This window comes from Kitasatospora sp. NPDC087861 (assembly GCF_044742585.1).
Classification (GTDB): Bacteria; Actinomycetota; Actinomycetes; order Streptomycetales; family Streptomycetaceae; genus Kitasatospora.
Genome location: NZ_JBIUUS010000026.1, coordinates 1 through 20139 on the forward strand (window position 1 = coordinate 1; position 20139 = coordinate 20139).

The window sequence follows — 20139 nt, forward strand, 5'->3', positions numbered from 1 at the left end:
AGGCTGTCCTCAGCTTCGTGGCCTTGCTGCGACAAGGCCACGGCGGCGGTCTTTCACCTCCGCACGGTCAAGTGGCGCCTCGTGGCGCACGAACAGGTCATCGAACCGGCGATCACGATCGCCGCTCGCCCAACAGTGCAGTTTGGTCTGCATCTCCAGTACCCGGCGCTCTGCCTTGAACAAGGCGATCTCCAGCGCGTCGGTATTCACCAACGACCTCCCGGCATTGCAGTCTCCTCCCCGCCGACTTGCTGGCCCCCTTCGCCATGTACGGAGCTTTCCTCCGCTCGGACTACTACGAGGCCTCCGCCCCACCTGCGGCCCTCAGCCGGCAACGGGCCTGTCCCCAGCAGTCCGGACTGGCTGTCCGGCCCCAAGGACGACCGCAGGCGGTTCCCACGTTCACCATGTGCCGATCGGCCAGGTCGGCGTCCCGCTACTACCCCGGCAGCATCGCCACGCCTACGCCGCAGACCTTCAACGTGGCCTCCCCACCGGCAGTTGGAGACCGGCTTCGGAGTTGACCACCCCAGCAGAGCAAGTGGCCACGCACTGCACCCCGGCCCACATCCTCCAGGTTGGAGCCGGTGACAAGACTTACGGGGCTTTACACGGGTTCCTCTTCGTACGCCTTCTGGCCTCGCTTGCCGGACCCGGCACGTCTGGAAGTGCCGCACCGTCCCGGCGTTGTCAGGGCTGCTTTCCATCCTCCCCGGCGTTCCCCGGATCAGACTGCCCTCAGCTTCTACCCAGCCGCTGCGACGGCCCGGCGGTGAAGGTCTCGCACCTCCACTCGGTCACATGGCGCCTCGTGGCGCACCCACCCGTTCTTGCGGCCGACCGGGCCGAGCGAGCCGCGGACGTAGTCGCGCATCCGCCGGCGTGGCTCCACACGGCTGAAGCGGTGGCCGATGCGGAGGAAGAGGTCTTCGAGTTCGTTGTCCCAGGTCTCGGCTGCAGGCTCGTTGATCACGATGAGAGGCCGCCCCGCCGCTGTCACTACCAACGTCGGCTGCAACCGATCGAGGGGCGGTCTCATGAAGACCGCCCCTGATGGGACATCAGGCCGCTACTCACCGCGCGCAGCCTCTGAGCAGGCAAAACGTCGAAGTCGTGCTGGAGTACTAACGGCTCGCCGGTCAGGGCACCGGGACGCGGTACGGCTCCGGGGCCGGCTCGGCCCGGTGGTGGTGGCGGGCCGGGCGGAGCGGCCACCAGAGGGCGCGGCCGAGCAGGGCGGCGACGGCGGGCACCAGGACCAGGGACAGGACGACGGCGGAGAGCAGGATGCCGAGCGTCAGCGCGAAGGCGACCTGTTCGCTGCCCGGGGTGGCGGCGAGGGTCGCGAAGGAACCGGCCAGGACCAGGCCGGCCGTGGCGATGGCGGGCGTGGTGTGCCGTACGGCGCGGGCGACGGCGGCGCGGGGCGGGCCGGGGCGCTGCATCTCCTCGCGGATCCGGTCGGTGATGAGGATGTTGTAGTCGGTGCCCAGCGCCACGACGAACAGGAACAGCACCAGCGGGAGGGTGAAGCTGACGCCCGGTTCGCCCAGCCCGTGCTGGAACAGCAGGGTCGCGGCGCCGAGGGTGGCGGCGAAGCCGAGCCCGACCGAGAGCATCAGGACCAGCGGGGCGAGCAGGCTGCGCAGGAGCAGCAGCAGGATCAGGGCGATCAGGGCGGCCGCGACCGGGAAGACAATCGCCAGGTCGTGGTCGACGGCGGTGGAGATGTCGGCGAAGATCGCCGCCGTGCCGCCCACGTGGGCGCTGGTCCCGGCGGGTGTGTGGGCGGCGACCGCGGCGCGGACCGGGCCGGAGGCCAGGTCTCGGGCGCGCCGGCTCTGCGGGTCTGCGGTCAGGTAGAGGTCGATCCGGGCGGCGCGCCGGTCCCCGTTGAGGACGGTGCCGCCCGTCTTGCCGACGCCCTCGACCTGGGTGAGGGCGTGGGAGAGGCCGTCGAGCCGGCCGGGGGTGAGGGTGGTGCCGTCCGTGGTGACGACGTAGACGCTCGTCGGGTCGGAGACGCCGGCCGGCAGGGTGCGGGAGATCTCGGCGGCGGTGGCGGCGGCCGGGGTCCGGTCGCCGGCGCCGCCGAGGCCGTAGTCCATCCGGATCCCGGTCATCCCGGCGGCCAGCGCGCCGAGCAGGGCGAGGGCGGCGAGCAGCATCGGCAGCGGCCGCCGGGCGACGAGCGTGCCGAAGCGGGCGGCGAAGCCCTCGCCCGGCTGGCGGCGCAGGCTGCGGGAGGGCCAGAACATGCCGCGGCCGCAGGCGGCGAGCAGGGCGGGCATCATGGTGAGGCTGCCCAGCAGCATGACCAGGACGGCGACGGCGATGGCCGGGCCGAGCGAGCGGAACTGGCCGAAGCTGGCCACGCCGAGGGTGGCGAAGGCGGCGACGATGGTCAGCGCGGCCGAGGTGATCGCGGTGCCCACCCGGGCGGTCACCTGGGCGGCGGCTTCGCGGGCGGGCTGCTCGGGCCGGGCCCGCAGGTGCTCGCGGAAGCGGAAGAGCAGGAAGAGCAGGTAGTCGACGCCGATGCCGAGCAGGACCACGGAGACCAGCCCGGGGGTGCCGGCGTCGAGCTTGAGGCCGGTCAGCGTCGCGGCGACGGCCACGGCTCCGCCGGCCACGCTGCCGATCATGGCGACGGCGAGCAGCGGCAGCAGGGCCGCCGCCACGCTGCGGAACACCAGCACGTTGAGCAGGACGATCAACCCCATGACGAGCGCGCTGCCGACCGTCGCGGCGGTGCGGTGGGAGTCGGCGGTGTCCACGGCGTCGGCCAGTCGCCCGGTGAACCCGGTGCGCATCCCGGCGTCGGCGAACTGGGCCCGGGTGGCGTCCCGGAACGCCCGGTAGACGCCCTGGACGCCCTCGTCCGCGGCGTTGCCGGTCAGTTCGACGGAGAGCAGTTCGAAGCCGCGGTCGGGCGCCACCATGGCCGGGGCGACCCGGGGGGTCTGGGACCGGTCGGGGACGAGGAAGGCCGGCTCGTCGTCCTTCCTGGGCATGACGACCCGGCGCTGGGCGAGCTTCGCCGCCTCGGCCTCGACCCGCTGCTGGTCGGCGGCGGTGAGCGCCTGGCCGTCGGTCCTGGCGACCAGCACCGTGACCGTGGTGGCGTCGGGCTTCATCCCGAAGTTCTCCTCGGCGATCCGCAGCGCGGCGGCCGAGTCGTAGCTCTTGGGCAGGAAGTCCCCGGTCTGGGACTGGGTGACGCGGGCGAGCAGCATCGGGCTCAGCAGGGCCAGGGAGATTCCCAGCACCACCCAGAGGGTGATCACCTTCCACGGGTTCCTGGTGGAGTATCCGGTCAGTGCGCGGATCACGGTTTCCTCCGGCGGTGGACGCGAGCGTCCGCAAGGTCGGTCTCGGCTCCGGGGGTTCCCGGCCGGGTTCCAGACCATCACCCGGGGTGGGCCGCGGACGTCCCTGCGACGGACGATCCGCACCGGGGCCCCTGCTCCTCGGCCGGGCCCGGACCCGGGACCGTGGTCCTGGTCCGGGCCCCCGTGATCGGCCGTGGGGACCATGCCGGGGCGGGGTGGGCCGATGCCAGAATGGGGTCATCGGGCCTGTTCAGAGCCTGTTCAGGGTCTGAAACAGGGTCTGATCGGGGCCAGATCGGGCTCATCGGGGGCTCGTCAGGGCTCGTCAGGGCTCATCGGTGAGGCGCGGCGCGGGCCGGGCACGGAGGGGGAACGGACATGGGCGGTCATCAGCGCTCCGCGATGGACACGGCACTCGGGGCGGACCCGGCGCACCCGGCACACCGGGCGAGCGGGAGCCCGGGGCCCGGCGGGGTGGCGGACGCGCCGCCGGAGACCGACGGCGCGCCGTGGACCCACACCGACGCGCTGGTGGCCGCCGGCGCCTGCACGCTCGACCTGCTCAACTACCTGCTCTTCAGCGAGATGGACGGGGTACGCCGGGTGACCCCGCCGGGCCTGCTCCTCGTCGCGCTGTCGGCCCTGCCGCTGCTCGTCCGGCGCCGCCACCCGGTGCCGGCGCTCGCCGTGGTCCTGGCCGTCGAGGCCGCGATCGACCTTTCCACACCGGCGAGCACCCACTTCGGCGCCGTCCTGATGGTCAGCCTGTACTCGGTCGCCCGGGCCCGCCCCGCCCCGGTGACGGCGGCCGCCGCGGCGGCGACGACGGTGCTGACCACGCTGAGCCAGAGCCACCTGCGCGTCCCCTCCTGGCAGGCGCTCGCCGGCACCTCCTGCTCCACCCTGCTCGTGGCCGGCGCCGGCCTCGCCGTGGCGCGCTGGCAGCGGGAGGTCGCGGCCAACCGCAAACTGCTGGCCGACCGCGCGGTGGCCGACGAACGCCGCCGCATCGCACGGGAGTTGCACGACATCGTGGCGCACCACATCACCACCATGCAGCTGATGGCCGGCGGCGCCCGGGCCAACCTCGCCCACCCGGAGGTGGTCCGGGACGCCCTGGTCACCCTGGAGTCCTCCGGGCGACTGGCCCTGCGGGAGATGCGCCAGCTCCTGGACGTCCTGCGGGCCGGCGACGAACCGGACACCGCCCCGCCCTCGCCCCAGCCCGGGGCCGAGGACCTCGGCCGGCTGGTGGACGAGTCCCGGGTGGCCGGCCTGCCGACCGACTTCGGCGTCCACGGGCCCCGCCGCCCGCTGCCGCCCACCGTCGGCCTGACCGTGTTCCGGATCGTCCAGGAGGGCCTCACCAACGCCCGCAAGCACGCCGGGCCCGCCCGCGCGACCGTCACCCTGACGTACGGTCCGGACCGGGTCACCGTCGAGGTGCGCGACGACGGGGGCACGGCGGGCACGGGCGGCGCCGCACCGCAGGCGGCGGTGCCGGCCGGCGGCCGGAGCGGGTACGGCCTGATCGGCATGCGCGAGCGCGTCGCCCTGCACGGCGGCACCCTGCGGACCGGACCACGTCCGGAGGGCGGCTTCGCCGTCCTGGCCGACCTGCCACTGGCCCCGGAGGAGACGGCCGACGCGGCCGTCCAGCACGGAACGGCGACGGCCCGGTGAGCGGGGACGGGGACGGCCCGGTGAGGTCGAACGACGGCGGCCCGGTGGGCGCGGTGGCACCGGGCATCCGGGTCCTCATCGCGGACGACCAGCCGCTGGTGCGGCGCGGCCTGTCCCTGATCCTCTCCCCCGACCCGTCCTTCGAGGTGGTGGGCGAGGCCGAGAACGGGGAGCAGGCCGTCACCGCCGCCCGCCTGCTGCGCCCCGACGTCGTGGTGATGGACATCCGGATGCCCGTGCTCGACGGGGTCGGCGCGACCCGGGAGCTGGCCCGCACCCTCCCCTCCTGCCGAGTCCTCGCCCTCAGCACCTTCGACATGGACGAGTACGTGGTGGCCGCGCTGCGCGCCGGCGCCCACGGGTTCCTGCCCAAGGACGTCTCGCCGGAGGAACTGGGCGCGGCGATCCGCACCGTCCACGCCGGCGAGGCGGTGGTCGCCCCGCGCCTGCTCACCCGGCTGATCTCCACCTACGTCCGGGCCCCGGTCGGCGCCCCGCCGCCGGTCACCGACACGGGCGGGCTGACGCCCCGGGAGGTCGAGGTGTGGCGGCTGATGGCCACCGGCCTCGACAACACCGAGATCGCCCGGGCCCTGGACATCAGCCTGTCGACGGTGAAGAACTACATCACCAGCATCTTCGGCAAGCTCGACGTCCGGGACCGTGCCCAGGCGGTCATCGCGGCCTACGAGTCCGGCCTGGTCACCGCGCGCACGGGAGGCGGGTAGCGGGGGCTTTCTGTCTGCGGGCCCTTGTCGACCGCGAGCTCTACCTGCCCAGGTCCTGGACCGAGGATCGGGACCGCTGCCGCGCGGCGAAGATCCCCCAGGCTGCGAAGAACGAATGCGGCCTGGATCAGTACGAGGTCCGTCGCTACACCGGCTGGATGCGGCACATCACCCTGGCCATGCTCGCCCACGCCTTCCTGGCCGCGATGGCGGCGGCATCAAAGGGGGCTGCAGAAACGGTTCCCGCGCCTTGGTGGACCTCACCGTGGCAGAGATCCGGCGGCTCCTGGCGGCTGGCCGCCCCCACGGGCCGCGTCCGCCACGGTGCTCGCCCCGCGCTCACTCCTTGAACTGGTCCACCTGGCGCCGACAACGCCAGGCCATCGCCCGCCGCTGTCACTACCAACGTCGGCTGCACACGATCGAGGGGCGATCTCATGAAGACCGTCCCTGATGGGACATCAGGCCGCTACACTCACTGCGCGCAGCCTCTGAGCAGGCAAAACATCGAAGTCCTGCTGGAGTACTAATACTCCAGCCGTAGATCGTGATCTTGAGGCCGTCGGCATCGCGTCTGCGGCTTTCAGCGGATGTTGTCGTCCGGTGCGGTGGGAGTGTCCGTGCCCTGTCTGACAAGAAGGACGAGTCGCTCTGCCTGAGTGGCGCCTGTGGCGGTCAGGGCGATCCCATTGGCTAGAGCGAGCAGTTCCGACGGGTCAAGGTCGGAGCGAACAGTACCGGCGCACTGAGCCCGGGTCAGCAGCGCGGACGCGGCGGTGTGCATCGAGGTGTGCCAGCGGTCGAAGAGCGCTGAGCGCTGCCCGGCGCGGTCGTCGGTGATGGACAAAGCGAGTTCCCGCTTGTCGGCCACGTGCGCGATGAAGTCCTGCAGCCAAATGAAGAGGGCGTCGCCGGGAGGGTTCTCGGCAAGCAGGGACTGGCTGCGGGCGCTGAGTTCGGCTACCTCCTCGGAGTAGACGGCGATGATCAGCTCGCGGCGCGTGGGGAAGTGCCGATACATCGTGGCGTTGCCGACGCCGGCCTGGCGGGCGATGTCGTCGAGTGGGGCGTCGATGCCGTGGTTGTGGAAGACGTCCCTGGCTGCGGCTACGAGCAGGTCGTAGTTGCGCTGTGCGTCTGCGCGACGACGACGCTGGGGTTCCGGCCGTGGCGCAGGTCCGGCGTTTTGCGATGACATGACCCTCCTTGTTAATTGGGGACATCCCCGGTTACGGTATCCGGACACGACAAACGGGGAGATCCCCACTTGCCGCCTCAAGCGTGTCCCGCAGAGGAGATTCCGTATGCCACAGGGAACAGAAGACACCGCGCACGCAGGACCGGGCGAGGTCCACCGACGCATCGTCGAGAGCTACGCGCAGATTCTGGAAGGCCGACTCGAAGACGCCCTTACGCTGGTCGACCCGGAGGTCGTCGACCACAGGGGAGGCATGGAAGGCGACCACCGCGGACGCGACGCCTGGCGACAGAAGTGGGAACGAATGAGCGCGGGCAGCGCCTTCCACGACGTCTCGGTGACGATCGAACAGAACATCGTCTGCGGCGACACCTCCGTCAACCGGTATACCAGCCGGGGCACCCACACGGCCTCCGGACGACACTACGAGGTCCTCAGCATGGACATGGTCCGCGTCCACAACGGCCGAATTGTCGAGCACTGGGCCCTGCGCGACGCGGACGCGATGCGCAACCAACTGGACCTGTGAAAGAACCTCCTTCGCCCATCCCGGCAAGCCCACCATCGATGCGAGGCCGACACTGGCACCGGTGCGGCCATCGGCACCCACCCAGCTCTACCAAGACGAGAAGGACCAGACGGTGACCGCCGGGCACAACGTGGACCCCGCCCGCTGGCAGGCTGCGTTCGAGAACCTCATGGGCCAGGTCGCGGGTCGCTTCACCCGGGTCGAACCCTGACGCCGCATGAGGAAGTTGGCGCTCGGGCTGCTGTCCGACCTGCCGCGCAAGAACTGCTGGACCATCGCCGAGTGGGCCGGTGAGACGACGCCGGGCGGAATGCAGCACCTGCTGGGCCGGGCCAAGTGGGATGCCGATCAGGTCCGCGACGACGTACGCGGCTACGTGGTGGAGCACTTGGGCGGCGGTCAGCAGCACCTCGTCCACCTGGCGCTCGACCAGCGGGAGGGAGGCCCCGCCACCACCGGCCAGGTAGGCGAGCGGGAGGCAGCCGATCAACAGGGTCCACTGGTTGACCTTGCTGGAGAGCAGCGCGCCGAGTCCGTCGTCGCCGCGCAGCCGCCAGGCGAAGACGACGGCGACGATCAGCTCGGGCGCCTCGGAGGCGAGCGGGGCCAGCCACTGCACCAGCAGGAAGCGGTCGATGCCGAGCGAGGCGCCGGCGTCGACCAGGGAGGTGGCGAAGGGCTCGGCGCAGGCGAAGACCACGCCGGCCGCGACCGCGAAGACCAACACGGTGGTGGCCCGGCGGCGGCGTCGCGGCAGGGCGGCCAACCGGGCCGGGACGCCGACGAGTTCCTCCTCGTCGTCCTCGCTGCAGCGGCCGATCCGGAAGAGGTAGTAGCCGTACCAGGCGATCAGGACGGCCGCGAGCAGCCAGGAGATCTGCCGGGTCAGCGGCATCACGAAGGCCAGCAGGGCGGCCGCGCCGAGGGGATCTCGGCGGCGCCCGTGGGGACGGCGGTCAGGGGTGACTTCTGAGCCATCAGCCGTCCTTGTGCTCGGGGAACGCGAGCAGGCTAGGGGCGGCGCGGGGCGGGGTCGGCCGAACGGGGGGCCGGCGCGGCGGAGTTCCCCCGGACGGCGGCCGGGGCCCGGGAGAGGGGCGTGCCCTAGGCTGGGCCGGACACCGCCGACGGAGGGACAGGACAGATGCTCGACCCCGGGATCGCCGCCCTCTACGCGCGGGACGAGACCTGCCGGACGCTGGGCATCGCGCTGGACGAGGTGTCCGCCGGCCACGCGGTGACGCGGATGACGGTGGCCGCGACGATGACGAACGGGCACGGGACGGCGCACGGCGGCTACCTGTTCCTGCTGGCCGACGCCGCGTTCGCGTTCGCCTGCAACAGTCACGGCCCGGTCACCGTCGCGCAGGCGGCGCAGGTCGCCTTCCTTGCCCCGGCGGCGGTCGGGGACGAGCTGGTGGCGGAGGCGGTGGAGCGGTCGCGGGCCGGGCGCAGCGGGATCTACGACGTGACGGTCCGGCGGACGGACGGGAAGGTCATCGCCGAGTTCCGCGGGCAGAGCGTGGCGATCGGGGGCAGGCCGCAGGCCGGCTGACCCGCCGCCCAAGGCTGTTCGGTCGTTCGGGTAGGGGCGGTGCGCAGCGCGGCCACGGCGGCCCGGGCCAGGGCCCGCGGCGGTGCGGGTCAACGGCGGGCCGTGCCGCCGACGGGGCGTGGCGGCGGACGGCCCGGGCCAAGGCTCGTGACGTGGCGTCAGGAGCCCAGTGGGGCCTCCCAGGCGATCCTGGTGCCGCCGCCCTCGGCGGGCGCGACCGTGAAGGCGCCGCCCACTCGCTCCGCGCGCTCGGCGAGGTTGCGCAGCCCGCTGCGTCGCCCGCCCTCGGGCACGCCCACCCCGTCGTCGGTCACGGTGAGCGCCACCCGTCCGGCGAGCGCCCGCAGGGTCACCTCCACCCGGGTGGCCCGGGCGTGCCGGGCGGCATTGCTGAGCGCCTCGCCGAGGACGGCCACCAGGTGCTCGGCCAACTCCTGCGGCACGTCGGTGTCCAGCAGGCCCTCCATGCTCAGCCGGGGCGCGAAGCCGAGCGTCCCCTGCGCCTCGGCGACAGCACGCGTGGCCCGGGCCCGCAGACCCCGGTCCGGCTCGCTGTGGGCGCGCAACCCGAAGATCGTCGAACGGATGATCTTGATGGTCTCGTCCAGGTCCCCCACCGCGCGGGCGACCCGGTCGGCGGCGGCCGGGCTGTCGATCAGCCGGCCCGCGCTCTGCAGCGTCATCCCGGTCGCGAACAGCCGCTGGATCGCCAGGTCGTGCAGGTCCCGGGCGATCCGGTCGCGATCCTCCAGCAGGGTCAGCTGCTCGGCGTCGCGCCGCCGCTCGGCCAGCTCCAGGGCCAGCGCCGCCTGATCCGCGAAGCCCAGCAGCGGCCCCGTCTCGTCCGGCCCGAAGGCGGACTGCCCGGCCGCCCGGGCCAGCAGCAGCACGCCCCGCCCGTACCCCGCCCCGGTACCCAGCGGCACCGCGACCGCCGGGCCCAGCCCGTCGAAGCGCCCCGCCGGGCCCGCCGGGTAGCGGGCGTCGCAGGCCAGGTCGTCGCTGGTCACCGGCGAACCGGAGGCGTACGCGGCGCCCGACAGCGTGCCGTCCACCGGCACCGTCACCCCCAGCCGCGCGGCCGGGGCCCCGCCCAGCGCGACCTCCACCGTCAGCTCGTCCGCGCGCTCCTCCGGACCGGCCAGCGCCACCGAGACGTCCGCCAGCTCGGCGCCGGCGATCTCCCCCGCCCGGCGGGCGATCAGCTCGACCACCTCCAGCCGGGGCGCCCCCGACAGCAGGCTGCGGGTGATCTCCGCGCTGGCCCGCAGCCAGCGCTGGCGCAGCTGCGCCTCCTCGTACAGCCGGGCGTTGTCGATCGCCACCCCGGCCGCGACCGCCAGGGTGGAGATCACCGCCTCGTCGTCGGCGTCGAAGTCCACCCCGCCGCGCTTGTCGGTGAGGTACAGATTGCCGAACACCTCGCCGTGCACCCGCACCGGCACCCCCAGGAAGGTGTGCATCGGCGGATGGTTCGGCGGGAAGCCCACCGAGGCCGGGTGCTCGGACAGCACCGGGCAGCGCAGCGGCTGCGGGTCGCGGATCAACTCGCCGAGGATGCCCTGACCGGACGGCGGCGGGCCGATCGCCGCCAGCTCCTCCTCGGACAGTCCGACCGTCAGGAACTGCGACAGCGAGTGCCCGTCCGGGCCGATCACCCCGAGCGCGGCGTAGCGGGCGTCCACCAGGTCGGCGGCGGCCTCGACGATCCGGTGCAGGGCCTGGGCGAGGTCCAGCTCCCGGCCGACCGCGAGCACCGCCTCCAGCAGGCTGTGCACCCGGTCCCGGGTGCCGCGCGCCGCGTCGATCCGCCACTGGAGTTCCCCCAGCAGCTCGTCCAGGCGCAGCCGGGGCATCCGCGCGCCGCCGACCGCCGCGCTGCCGTCCGCTCCGCCCACCGGTGTCCTCCTCGTGTGTCGCCCTGAACGCCTCCCACCGTCCGCCGGACCGCCTCGGGTGCCGTCCGACCAGCGGGATTGCCGTGTTCACAAGATAGACCGGAGGATGACGAGGCCTTCGGGCCGGGTGGGACTGCGGCTGCTCCCGGTCCGGGGACGCGGGCACGCTGGCCCGTGGAGACCGACCCCGGGCCCCGCGAGGTCTGACACGACGCCGACCGGAGCCCGCGCCGCCGACTCGTGGCGGCGGGAGGGGTTCCAGCGTTCCGGGACGCGGCCGCCCGAAGGGCCTGCCCGCGGCACGGATCGGAAGTCCGCCGGGCGAAGCGGACTTCCCGGCTCGGGCGGGAGAGCGGCCGAGGCGGCGCCCGGGTGTCGGTGCCCGGTACGGCGGGGTCGGCCGTAGGCTCCGTCGGGCGGGCCTTTCGTCCCGTCCCCGCGGGCCCTGCGGCCTCTGGTGCGGGGCGGGCGGGGGCCGTCAGGGTGGGGGAGTGGAACGGACGGGGCGTCAGCGCGTACCGGTCCCAGCACCGACCTGCCGAGTGCCGACACAGTGGAGGAACCGTCATGAGCGTGCGAAGCGAGCTCATCATCGAGAGGCGCGCGTGGGCGAACGCCCGCGCGGAGCGAAGCGAGGCGGGCGCATGACGCCGACCGTTCTCGTCGGGGTCGACGGCTCGCCGCAGAGCACCGCCGCCGCCCACTGGGCCGCCGAGGAGGCACTGCTCCGGGGCGTGCCGCTGCGCCTGGTGCACGCCTGGCCCTGGCTGACCGACGGCGTGGCCTCCTTCGCCGAACCCGACGATCTGCCCGCCGCCGCGCAGCGGGTCCTGGGCGCGGCCGCCGACGAGATCCGCGAACGCCACCCCGGCCTGGTGGTGCACACCGACGCCGTCCTGGACGCACCGGTGGACGGTCTGCTCTCGGCCGCCGCGGACGCCGCACTGCTGGTGCTCGGCTCGCGCGGCCTCGGCGGGTTCACCGGTCTGCTGCTCGGCTCGGTCGGCATGGCCGCGGCCGCCCGCAGCGACGTGCCGGTCGTCGTGGTGCGCGAGCCGGGCGCCGGCGACGGGGCCGGCGACGGCGGGCCCGAGGTGCTGGTCGGCGTCGACGCGTACGCCCCGGAGGAGGAGGTGCTCGCCTTCGCCTTCCAGGAGGCCGCCCTGCGTGGCGCCCGGCTGCGGGCCGTCCACGGCTGGGACCTCCCACCGGTGTTCGGCTACGCGGGCGGCGCCGTGCCGGCCGGCGAGATCGCCCAGCTGGAGGCGCTGGAAACCAAGTTGCTCTCGCTCGCCCTGGCCGGGCAGCGCGAGCGGCACCCGGACACCGTGGTGGTCGAGGACGTCCGGCTCGGCGCCGCCCGGGGCCTGGTCGAGGCCTCCGCCGGGGCCGCTCTGGTGGTCGTCGGCCGCCGCCACCGGTCGGTCGAGTTCGGGCCCCGCCTCGGCCGGGTCGCGCACGCCGTCCTGCACCACGCGCAGGCCCCGGTGGCGGTCGTCCCGCACGGGTGAGGTGACCTACGGCCCGGCGGGCGAGGCCTCTGGCCCGCGCCCGCCGGGCTCTGGCTCCGCGCCGGCCGGGGAGCCGTCGATCCGGCCGCTCACGGACGTCCGTCCGACCGGCCGACCGACGTCGGTGCGTCAGCCGGCCCGGTGGTAGGCGGTGATCGAGACCCTGACCGGCCCGTCGTCCGAGGCGGTGGTGAGCGCGCGGACGACGGCGACGTCCCGGCCGCCCTGGGAGCTGACGCAGAAGCTGCGGCTGGGGCGCAGGGTGGCGAAGGGCAGCGTGGCGGCGGGTTGGGTCTTGATGCCCTTGAGGCACTCGGGGAGGGTGAGCCCGTCGGCCGGTGCGATGTGCGCTTCGTTGTCGTCGGCGATGTAGAACTCACCGGAGTGGCGGCCCAGGTACCAGGTGGCGGTGTCCTGGGCGGCCACCTTCCCGGTGGTGAGGTCGAACTCGTATTGGTGGTCGGGGGAGGTGAGTTCGAGGTTCGCGTACGCGGTGGTGTAGCCGGGGACGGTGGTTGGCTGCGCGGGCGTGGTGGGGATGGGGGAGGGGGAGTCGGCAGTCGCGGCGGCGGACGGCGACGGGCCGCCGGTGGCGGCGGCGTTCTGGTCGTCGAGGTCGTCGAGGTACCCGGGATCAAGAAGGACGAAGGCCGCCGCGGCGCCGACGAGGAGGGCGACGGTGGTCAGCAACACGGTGCGGGCGCCTCGGCGTGGAGTGGCCGCGGCTCTTCGTCCGGTGGGGGCGGCGGGGGCGGGGGCCGGCAGGAGTCTGGTGGCCGCCGGGGCGGGGAGGACGTGCGCGGTCGGGGCATCGGCCGCGGCGCTGGCCGGGGCGTGGCCGCCGACACGCGGGGGAGGCGTGGTCGGCAGGTCGCTGTGGCGGTGGATGTCGTTGCTCACCGGCTGGGGCAGCCAGCCGTCGGCGAAGCGCAGTTCGCCGCCGGTGGCGGGGTGGTCGCGGGCGGCCTCGATCAGCAGGGCGGTGTCCGGCCGGTCCCCCGGGTTCTTGGCCAGGCAGAGCCGGACCAGCTCGTGCAGTCCGGGCGGGAGCCGGGAGAGGTCGGGTTCCTCGTGCACGGCCCGGTAGAGGGCGGCGGGCTCGGGCCCGTCGCCGAACGGCGAGGTGCCGGAGCCGATGGAGGCGATCAGGGCGCCCAGGGCGAACACGTCGGTGGCCGGGGTGGCGGCCAGGCCGAGGGCCTGCTCGGGGGCCATGTAGCCGGGCGAGCCGATGCGCAGGCCGGTGCCGGTGAGCGGGCTGGCGTCGGCGGCGCGGGCGATGCCGAAGTCGATGACCCGGGGGCCGTCGGCGGCGATGAGGACGTTGCCGGGCTTGAGGTCGCGGTGGACGACGCCTGCGGTGTGGATCGCCTGCAGGGCCTCGGCGATGCCGGCGAGGAGCAGCAGGACGGTCCGCTCGGGCAGCGGCCCGTGCCGCTGGACGACCTGCTGGAGGGAGGGGCCGGGTACGAAGGCGGTGGCGAGCCAGGGCATGGCGGCGTCGGTGCCCGCGTCGACCACCTGGGCGGTGTAGAGGCCGTGGATGCGGCGGGCGCTGGCGACCTCCTGGGCGAAGCGGTGCCGGAAGTCGGGGTCCTCGGCGAGTTCGGGCCGGATCACCTTGAGCGCGACCGGGCGCCCGCCGGGGGTGTAGGCGAGGTAGACGCGGCCCATGCCGCCCGCGCCGAGCCGTGCGCAGACCCGGTAGCCGCCGATTTCGCGGGGGTCGTCCGGGGTCAGCGCCTGGAAGGCCGAGGGCGACGGGGCGCCGAAGGGCTCTGTGGTCATGCTGGCTCCCAGCGGGTCGGGCGGGTGGGACGGGAGGGTGTGGCGACCGGGCAGGGCCCGTGGGTGCGCCGACGTCCGAACCGCACGGATCATACCCCGACTGTAGTTTCAGTCAGGACCGGCCCGATTCGGCCGGGCGGCCGGTCCGCCGGGTAGGGTGACCTCTTGTGGCTGACCGTCGAACCTTGATCATGGAAGCGGCTGCGCGGGTCATCGCCCGGCGCGGTGTGCGCGGGCTGCGCGTGGAGGAGCTGGCGGCGGAGGCGGGTGTCTCCACCGCGCTGATCTACTACCACTTCAAGGACCGCGCGGGGATCCTCCGCTCGACCCTGGAGTTCATCAACGACCGCGCCGAGCGGTACACGACGGAGCGTGCGGCGGACGCGCCGCCCCTGGACGCCAGGGGTGAGCTGGAGCAGACGCTGCTGTTGGAGTTCCAGGACACCCCCGAGGTGCGGGAGAACAGCACGGCCTGGGGCGAGCTGCGGGCGAGTGCGGTGTTCGACCCCGAGCTGCGCGAGGACCTGGCCCGGGCGACGCTGGTCTGGGTGCAGGAGGTCGCCGACCTGCTCGGCAAGGTGCGGCCGATGAGCGGGGCCGCCGCCCTGGCCGCCTCTGCCGAGCGGCTGACCGCGCTGCTGGAGGGGCTGAGCGTCCGCTGGCTCAGCGGCAGCCTGCCGGTGAAGCACGCACGTGAGTTGATGGCGGGCGCGATCGACAGCGAGCTGGAGCGGCTGAACGGCTGAGCAGCTGAGCGACCGAGCTGAGCGACCGAGCCGGGCGGCCGGCGCCGGCCGGATTCGGCCCCGGGCTCAGGCGGTCCGGGGCCTTCTCGTGCCCGCCGTGGCCCCGCTCGGTGCCCCCCGAGGGTGACGGTAACCCTGCGGGGCCGATCCCTGTCGCATTTCTTGACTGAAAATTCAGTCAATGTAAGAGTGGAGGCGTGGCGCCGGGCGATCACCGCCCGGCCCCCGCGGCAAGGCCACCGGTCGGCCGGTGGGCAATACTTGATTCTGGAGATCAGCATGAGCGACACCCACGGTGATGGCCGCTCTCTGTTCGGCCGCCTCTTCGGAGCCCAGCCCCCGCACGGGGCGGTTCCGGACAGCGGCTGGGCGCCCGCCTACGCCCACGGGGCGGGGGACGGCGAGGCGGGGCTCCCGCAGTGGTGGGTGGACCGCGACGACGTCCCGCACGCCCGTACCTGGATGTCGTGGCCGTCCCGCAGGTCCGTCTGGGGCCGGCAGCTGGCGGGCGTCCAGCAGGACATCGCGCTGATCGCGGCGACGATCGCCCGCTTCGAGCCGGTCGTGATGTGCGCCCCGGACGACTACAGCGTCCGGGAGGCGCAGTCCCTGTGCGGCCCGAACGTCACGGTGACCGACTCCATCCCCACCGACGACCTGTGGATGCGGGACATCGCCCCGGTGTTCCGGCGTGACGGCTACGGACGGCTCGACGCGGTCGGCCTCAACTTCAACGGCTGGGGCGACAAGCAGACCCACCGCGACGACGCCGAGGCCGCGCGCGGCATCGCCGGGCTGCTCCGACTCCCCTTCTCCTGCGCGGAGTTCGTCGGCGAGGGCGGCTCGATCGAGACCGACGGCGACGGCACGGTGATGGCCACCGAGAGCAGCCTGGTCAACAAGAACCGCAACCGGGGCATGAGCCGGGACGAGATCGAGGAGGCCGTCCTCGACGCGTACGGCGCGGACACGATGATCTGGGTCCCCGGGGTCAAGGGCAAGGACATCACCGACAACCACATCGACGTCACCTCCCGGTTCGTCCGGCCCGGCGTCGTCCTGGTGCAGCTGCCCCCGGCGGACCGCCGCGACGTCTGGGCCCGGGACGCCCGCGAGCAGTTCGACATCCTCTCCCGGGCCACCGACGCCAGGGGCCGACGGCTCCAGGTGATCCGCGTGGACGGCCCCGACACGGTCCGCTCGCGGGATGCGAAGTTCGTCGACTCGTACCTCAACTTCCACGTGGTCAACGGCGGCGTGATCGCCGCTCAGTTCGGCGACGTGGACAAGGACGAGGCCGCCCGGCGCACCCTCGCGGAGGCCTTCCCCGGGCGCGAGGTCGTCCAGCTCGACGTCGACCGCCTGATGGCCGGTGGCGGCGGCATCCACTGCTCCACGATGCAGGAACCGCTTCCCTAGGGCCCGTCCTCGGACGGACCCCCCGTGAGGCCTCCCGTGACCACGCCGGGGGCCGTCCACCCCATCCGCGCAGTCCTGCACCCTCATCCAGCCGGAGTGTTCCGTGTTCAACTCCTCCCCGCCGTCCGCCCCCCGCTCCACCCCGTCCCGCCGCACGATGCTGCGCGCCGCGGCCGGCGTCGGCCTGCTGACGCTCGGCGCCGCGGCCTGTTCCTCCTCGGAGGGGAGCGGCGAGGCGTTGCCCTCGGACTCCGCCACGCCGCCCGCAGCGGGCGGGCCCCAGCCGCCGGCGCCGGGCACCTCCGCCCCCGCCGCGCCCGGTCCGACGGGGGCGACGCCTGGGCGCAGGTTCGGCGCGGAGTGGGAGAGCCACGCCCGGACCTTCATGGCCTGGCCCGCGTCCACCGGCATCTGGGGCGATCAACTCCCGGACGTCCGCGCCGACATCGCGCGGCTGGCCCGCGCCGTCGGGGGCTACGAACCGGTGCTGATGTTCGCCCGGCCCGCGCAGGTGGACGCCGCGCAGAGCGCCTGCGGCAAGGACGTCGAGGTCGTCCCGCTGCCCGTCGACGACCTGTGGGCCCGGGACACCGTGCCGGTGTTCGTCGAGGACGGCGGCGCGTTGAAGGGCGTCGACTTCAACTTCAGCGGCTGGGGCAACAAGCAGAAGGAGCACGGCAACGACACGGCGCTGGCCGCCGCCGTCCTCGGCAAGTACGGGATCGAGCGGGTCCGCACGCCGGTGGTCGCCGAGGGCGGCTCCTTCGAGACCGACGGCCAGGGGACGCTGATGGTCACCGAGAGCTCGGTGGTCAACCAGCGCCGCAACCCGGGCAAGAGCCGGGACGAGATCGAGGCCGAGCTCAAGAAGGCCCTCGGCGTGACCAAGGTGATCTGGTTCGCCGGCGTGCGCGACCAGGACATCACCGATGCGCACGTGGACTGCCTGGTGCGCTTCGCGGCGCCCGGGGTCGTCCTGCTGGACCAGCCGTTCCCGGGTGCGCCCGCCGACGTCTGGTCGCGGTCCTCGGCCCAGGCCCGCGAGGTCCTGAAGAACGCCACCGACGCGCACGGCAAGCCGCTGCAGGCGATCGACCTGCCGCAGCCCGACCCGGACCGGATCACCGGGCGCGGCGACGCCTTCGTCTCCTCGTACATCAACTTCTACGTCGCCAACAAGTCGCTGTTCCTGCCGCGCTTCGGCGACGCCAAGGCCGACGACCGGGCCCAGCAGATCCTGCGCGACCACTTCCCCGGCCGCGACATCGTCCCGGTGAAGATCGACAACATCGCCTCCGGCGGCGGCGGGATCCACTGCTCGACCCACGACCAGCCCGGCAAGCCGGAGTCCTGACCCGCTCCCTGTCGGCCCGGAGTCCTGACCCCCTGTCAGGTGCGGCTCCCCTCCCGGACGAGGCACCACGCGACCGACACCGACCGAGCGGGACCGGCTGCCGATCCGACGGCGAGCCGCTGCACTCCGCACCCGCGGACGGCGTCTCGCTCAGCCACCTCTACGTCGTGGAGCCGACCGGGTACCGGCGAACAGCCCCAGCCCCAGCCCCCGAGCCACAGGCTCGGGGGCTGGGCGTCGTGGTGGGCGCGGCCCTCGGCTACTGAAATATCAGTCACTCCTGCCGTGCCCTGCCCGGGCGTACGCCAGCTCCGCGTCGATCGCCTCGCCGAGCAGCCTGCGGGCCTGGTCGAGCGACAGCGAGCCGCTCAGCCACCGGACGCTGAGGCCCTCCAGGAGGGCGGTGAGGCGCTCCGCGGACGCGGCGTGGGCGGGCGCGGTGCCGGCCGGGTGAGTGCGGCCGAGCAACCCGGCGATCTCGTGCACCCAGCTGTGGGTGGCCCGGGCGAGGTCGTCGCGCAGGCCGGACTCGAACACCGCGCTCGCCCTCAACTCGCCCCAGGCGGTGCTGTTCTCGCGCACCTCGGCGGCGTCCTGGAGCTCCAGCAGGAGGGCCTGCTCCAGTTCCGTCCTGGGGTCGTTCCCGGGGTTCTCCCGGTCGGGCTCGGCGGTGTAGCGGTCGGCCCGCTCGCCGATGAACTCCAGGGTCTCGCGGAGGATTCCGGCGCGGTCGGTGAAGTGGTAGTAGATCAGCGAGGTCGACACTCCGGCCTCGGCCGCCAGTTCCCCCACCCGCAGCCCGCGGACGCCGCGTCGCGCGATGACGCGGGTGGCGGCTCTGACGATCTCTGTTCGACGCTCTGACACGGGCGTTCACTCTACTCGCACGGACCCGGTCGACGGGCCACATCCTGATCACATCTTCAGGATCTTGCCCTCCCGTCGTTTCGGCTGCTCCGCCCGGGGTTCGGCGGCGCCCGGGATTCGGTACGTCCGCGCACGGCGCGGGCTGTGCGGGCCGCGCCGAATCCACCGACGGGTATCTCGCGCCGAAATATTGACTGAACTTTCAGTTCGGTCCAGGATGTGCTCACCCCCACCTCCCGATCCCTCCAGGGAGCCCCATGAACACCCCCACGTCCTCGCGCCGCAGCGTGCTCAAGTTCGGCGCGGCCGCCCTGCCGTTGGCGGCCCTCGGCGCCGCCCTCCCCACGAGCGCGCACGCCGCCACCCCGCCGGCCGGCGGCGGGCTGCGGATGCCGGTGGAGACCGACCGGCACACCCGCACCTTCATGGCCTGGCCGGCCCTGAGCTCGGTCTGGCAGGACCAACTGCCCGCCGTCCGCCGGAACATCGCCAACCTGGCCTACGAGATCTCACGCTTCGAGCCGGTGGTGCTCCTCGCCCGCCCCGGGCAGGCCGCCGACGCACGCTACGCCTGCGGCTCCGGCGCCTACTACGCCATCGAGGTCCTGGAGATCGCCGTCGACGACCTGTGGATCCGCGACTTCGGGCCGACCTTCGTGGTCGGGCCCGGCGCGATCGCCGGCGTCGACACCAACTTCAACGGCTGGGGCAAGACCGGCACGCCGTACTACCAGCCGTTCGCCGACGACGCCGCAGCCGCCGCGACGCTCCTCGCCGGCTACGGCGTCGACCGGATCCGGGCCCCGTTCGTCGGTGAGGGCGGCGCGCTGGAGACCGACGGCCAGGGCACCCTGCTGGCCACCGTCAGCTCGCTGGTCAACCCCAACCGCAACCCCGGCCAGTCCCAGGCCCAGGTGGAACAGGCACTGAAGTCGTCGCTGGGGATCGACAAGGTCATCTGGGTCCCGGGCCTGGCCGGCCAGGACATCACCGACTGCCACATCGACTGCCTGGCCCGCTTCACCGCCCCCGGCCAGGTCATCCTGGACCAGCCCGGCCCCGGCGTCGACGCCCAGTGGGTCGCCGTCTACAACGCGACCAAGCAGGTGCTGCAGGGTGCCACCGACGCCCAGGGCAGACGCCTGCAGATCACCGAACTCCCCGGGCCGGACCGCAGCGTGATCCGGGGCCGCGGCAAGGACTTCCTGTCCAGCTACGTCAACTACTACACCGTCAACGGCGCCGTCATCGTCCCGCAGTTCGGCGACGGCTACGCGGACGGCGTCGCCTACGCCATCCTCCAGGCCGCGTACCCGGACCGCACCGTCGTCCAGGTCGACATCGACGCCATCGCCTCCGGCGGCGGTGGCATCCACTGCGCCACGCAGTCCCAGCCGGCCGTGCCCGCCGTCCTCTGACCGTCCCGCCCGCCGAGCCCCGCCCCCTGAGCCGCTCAAGCCCGAACCACCCGCCCGAAGGCGCCCCGTGCGCCCGGGCGGGAGCCCTTCCGCACCGACCGAACGTCCGAGCA

The 20139-nt window shown here is 73.5% G+C and carries 16 protein-coding genes and 3 pseudogenes; 12 read left to right on the forward strand and 7 right to left on the reverse strand.

The features are described from left to right. Nucleotides 1–9 precede the first annotated feature (9 nt). Complete coding sequence (locus tag ACIOJE_RS30010; protein WP_280683178.1) at nucleotides 10–210, reverse strand: hypothetical protein; 201 nt, start codon at nucleotides 208–210, stop codon at nucleotides 10–12. Between the two features lie 929 nt (nucleotides 211–1139). Continuing rightward, nucleotides 1140–3332 (reverse strand): MMPL family transporter, encoded by a 2193-nt coding sequence (locus tag ACIOJE_RS30015; RefSeq protein ID WP_280683180.1) that lies wholly within the window; start codon nucleotides 3330–3332, stop codon nucleotides 1140–1142. Between the two features lie 378 nt (nucleotides 3333–3710). Here ACIOJE_RS30015 and ACIOJE_RS30020 point away from each other — a divergent pair, with 378 nt between their 5' ends. The 3 genes and pseudogenes from ACIOJE_RS30020 to ACIOJE_RS30030 form a co-directional block, all read left to right on the forward strand. Next, nucleotides 3711–5015: a sensor histidine kinase gene (locus ACIOJE_RS30020; RefSeq protein WP_400780426.1), complete on the forward strand. Its 1305-nt coding sequence runs from the start codon at nucleotides 3711–3713 to the stop codon at nucleotides 5013–5015. 20 nt (nucleotides 5016–5035) lie between these two features. Further along, nucleotides 5036–5743, forward strand: coding sequence for a response regulator transcription factor (locus tag ACIOJE_RS30025; protein WP_280683184.1), 708 nt, complete (start codon nucleotides 5036–5038; stop codon nucleotides 5741–5743). A 98-nt stretch (nucleotides 5744–5841) separates the two neighbouring features. After that, nucleotides 5842–6093 (forward strand): annotated as a pseudogene (locus ACIOJE_RS30030) (IS701 family transposase); the annotation flags it as partial. A 233-nt stretch (nucleotides 6094–6326) separates the two neighbouring features. Here ACIOJE_RS30030 and ACIOJE_RS30035 read toward each other — a convergent pair. After that, the gene (locus tag ACIOJE_RS30035) at nucleotides 6327–6941 is read right to left on the reverse strand and encodes a TetR/AcrR family transcriptional regulator (protein WP_400780430.1); all 615 of its coding nucleotides are present in this window, start codon (nucleotides 6939–6941) and stop codon (nucleotides 6327–6329) included. A gap of 106 nt (nucleotides 6942–7047) precedes the next feature. Between ACIOJE_RS30035 and ACIOJE_RS30040 the strand changes: the two genes are divergently transcribed. From ACIOJE_RS30040 to ACIOJE_RS30050, 3 genes and pseudogenes are all read left to right on the forward strand, one after another. Continuing rightward, nucleotides 7048–7470: an ester cyclase gene (locus tag ACIOJE_RS30040; protein WP_280683188.1), complete on the forward strand. Its 423-nt coding sequence runs from the start codon at nucleotides 7048–7050 to the stop codon at nucleotides 7468–7470. A gap of 61 nt (nucleotides 7471–7531) precedes the next feature. Then, nucleotides 7532–7681 (forward strand): hypothetical protein, encoded by a 150-nt coding sequence (locus tag ACIOJE_RS30045; RefSeq protein ID WP_400780433.1) that lies wholly within the window; start codon nucleotides 7532–7534, stop codon nucleotides 7679–7681. Nucleotides 7682–7687: 6 nt separating this feature from the next. Next, nucleotides 7688–7885, forward strand: a pseudogene (locus ACIOJE_RS30050) (transposase); the annotation flags it as partial. Between the two features lie 111 nt (nucleotides 7886–7996). On the opposite strand, the pseudogene ACIOJE_RS30055 reads toward ACIOJE_RS30050, so the two are convergent. Further along, nucleotides 7997–8365 (reverse strand): annotated as a pseudogene (locus ACIOJE_RS30055) (hypothetical protein); the annotation flags it as partial. Nucleotides 8366–8614: 249 nt separating this feature from the next. Between ACIOJE_RS30055 and paaI the strand changes: the two are divergent. Continuing rightward, nucleotides 8615–9025, forward strand: a complete 411-nt coding sequence (paaI, locus tag ACIOJE_RS30060; protein WP_400780436.1) for a hydroxyphenylacetyl-CoA thioesterase PaaI — start codon at nucleotides 8615–8617, stop codon at nucleotides 9023–9025. Between the two features lie 158 nt (nucleotides 9026–9183). On the opposite strand, the gene ACIOJE_RS30065 is transcribed toward paaI, so the two are convergent. Then, nucleotides 9184–10881, reverse strand: coding sequence for a GAF domain-containing sensor histidine kinase (locus ACIOJE_RS30065; RefSeq protein WP_280683428.1), 1698 nt, complete (start codon nucleotides 10879–10881; stop codon nucleotides 9184–9186). A 686-nt stretch (nucleotides 10882–11567) separates the two neighbouring features. Here ACIOJE_RS30065 and ACIOJE_RS30070 point away from each other — a divergent pair. Next, entirely contained in the window at nucleotides 11568–12434 is an 867-nt protein-coding gene (locus ACIOJE_RS30070) for a universal stress protein (protein ID WP_400780439.1), read from the forward strand. Nucleotides 12435–12563: 129 nt separating this feature from the next. Here ACIOJE_RS30070 and ACIOJE_RS30075 read toward each other — a convergent pair whose 3' ends face one another. After that, the gene (locus ACIOJE_RS30075; protein WP_400780441.1) at nucleotides 12564–14222 is read right to left on the reverse strand and encodes a serine/threonine-protein kinase; all 1659 of its coding nucleotides are present in this window, start codon (nucleotides 14220–14222) and stop codon (nucleotides 12564–12566) included. Nucleotides 14223–14413: 191 nt separating this feature from the next. Between ACIOJE_RS30075 and ACIOJE_RS30080 the strand changes: the two genes are divergently transcribed. The 3 genes from ACIOJE_RS30080 to ACIOJE_RS30090 all read left to right on the forward strand — a co-directional run bounded on the left by ACIOJE_RS30080 (nucleotide 14414) and on the right by ACIOJE_RS30090 (nucleotide 17741). Then, the gene (locus tag ACIOJE_RS30080) at nucleotides 14414–14968 is read left to right on the forward strand and encodes a TetR/AcrR family transcriptional regulator (protein ID WP_280683193.1); all 555 of its coding nucleotides are present in this window, start codon (nucleotides 14414–14416) and stop codon (nucleotides 14966–14968) included. A gap of 279 nt (nucleotides 14969–15247) precedes the next feature. Then, complete coding sequence (locus ACIOJE_RS30085; RefSeq protein WP_400780443.1) at nucleotides 15248–16387, forward strand: agmatine/peptidylarginine deiminase; 1140 nt, start codon at nucleotides 15248–15250, stop codon at nucleotides 16385–16387. A 157-nt stretch (nucleotides 16388–16544) separates the two neighbouring features. Further along, nucleotides 16545–17741, forward strand: a complete 1197-nt coding sequence (locus ACIOJE_RS30090; protein WP_400780589.1) for an agmatine/peptidylarginine deiminase — start codon at nucleotides 16545–16547, stop codon at nucleotides 17739–17741. Between the two features lie 270 nt (nucleotides 17742–18011). Here the strand turns inward: ACIOJE_RS30090 and ACIOJE_RS30095 are convergent, their stop codons facing one another. After that, nucleotides 18012–18608: a TetR/AcrR family transcriptional regulator gene (locus ACIOJE_RS30095; protein WP_280683199.1), complete on the reverse strand. Its 597-nt coding sequence runs from the start codon at nucleotides 18606–18608 to the stop codon at nucleotides 18012–18014. 257 nt (nucleotides 18609–18865) lie between these two features. Here ACIOJE_RS30095 and ACIOJE_RS30100 point away from each other — a divergent pair, with 257 nt between their 5' ends. Beyond that, nucleotides 18866–20026 carry an agmatine deiminase family protein gene (locus ACIOJE_RS30100; RefSeq protein ID WP_400780446.1) on the forward strand — a complete coding sequence of 387 codons (1161 nt, stop codon included), beginning with the start codon at nucleotides 18866–18868 and terminating at the stop codon, nucleotides 20024–20026. Nucleotides 20027–20139 lie beyond the last annotated feature (113 nt).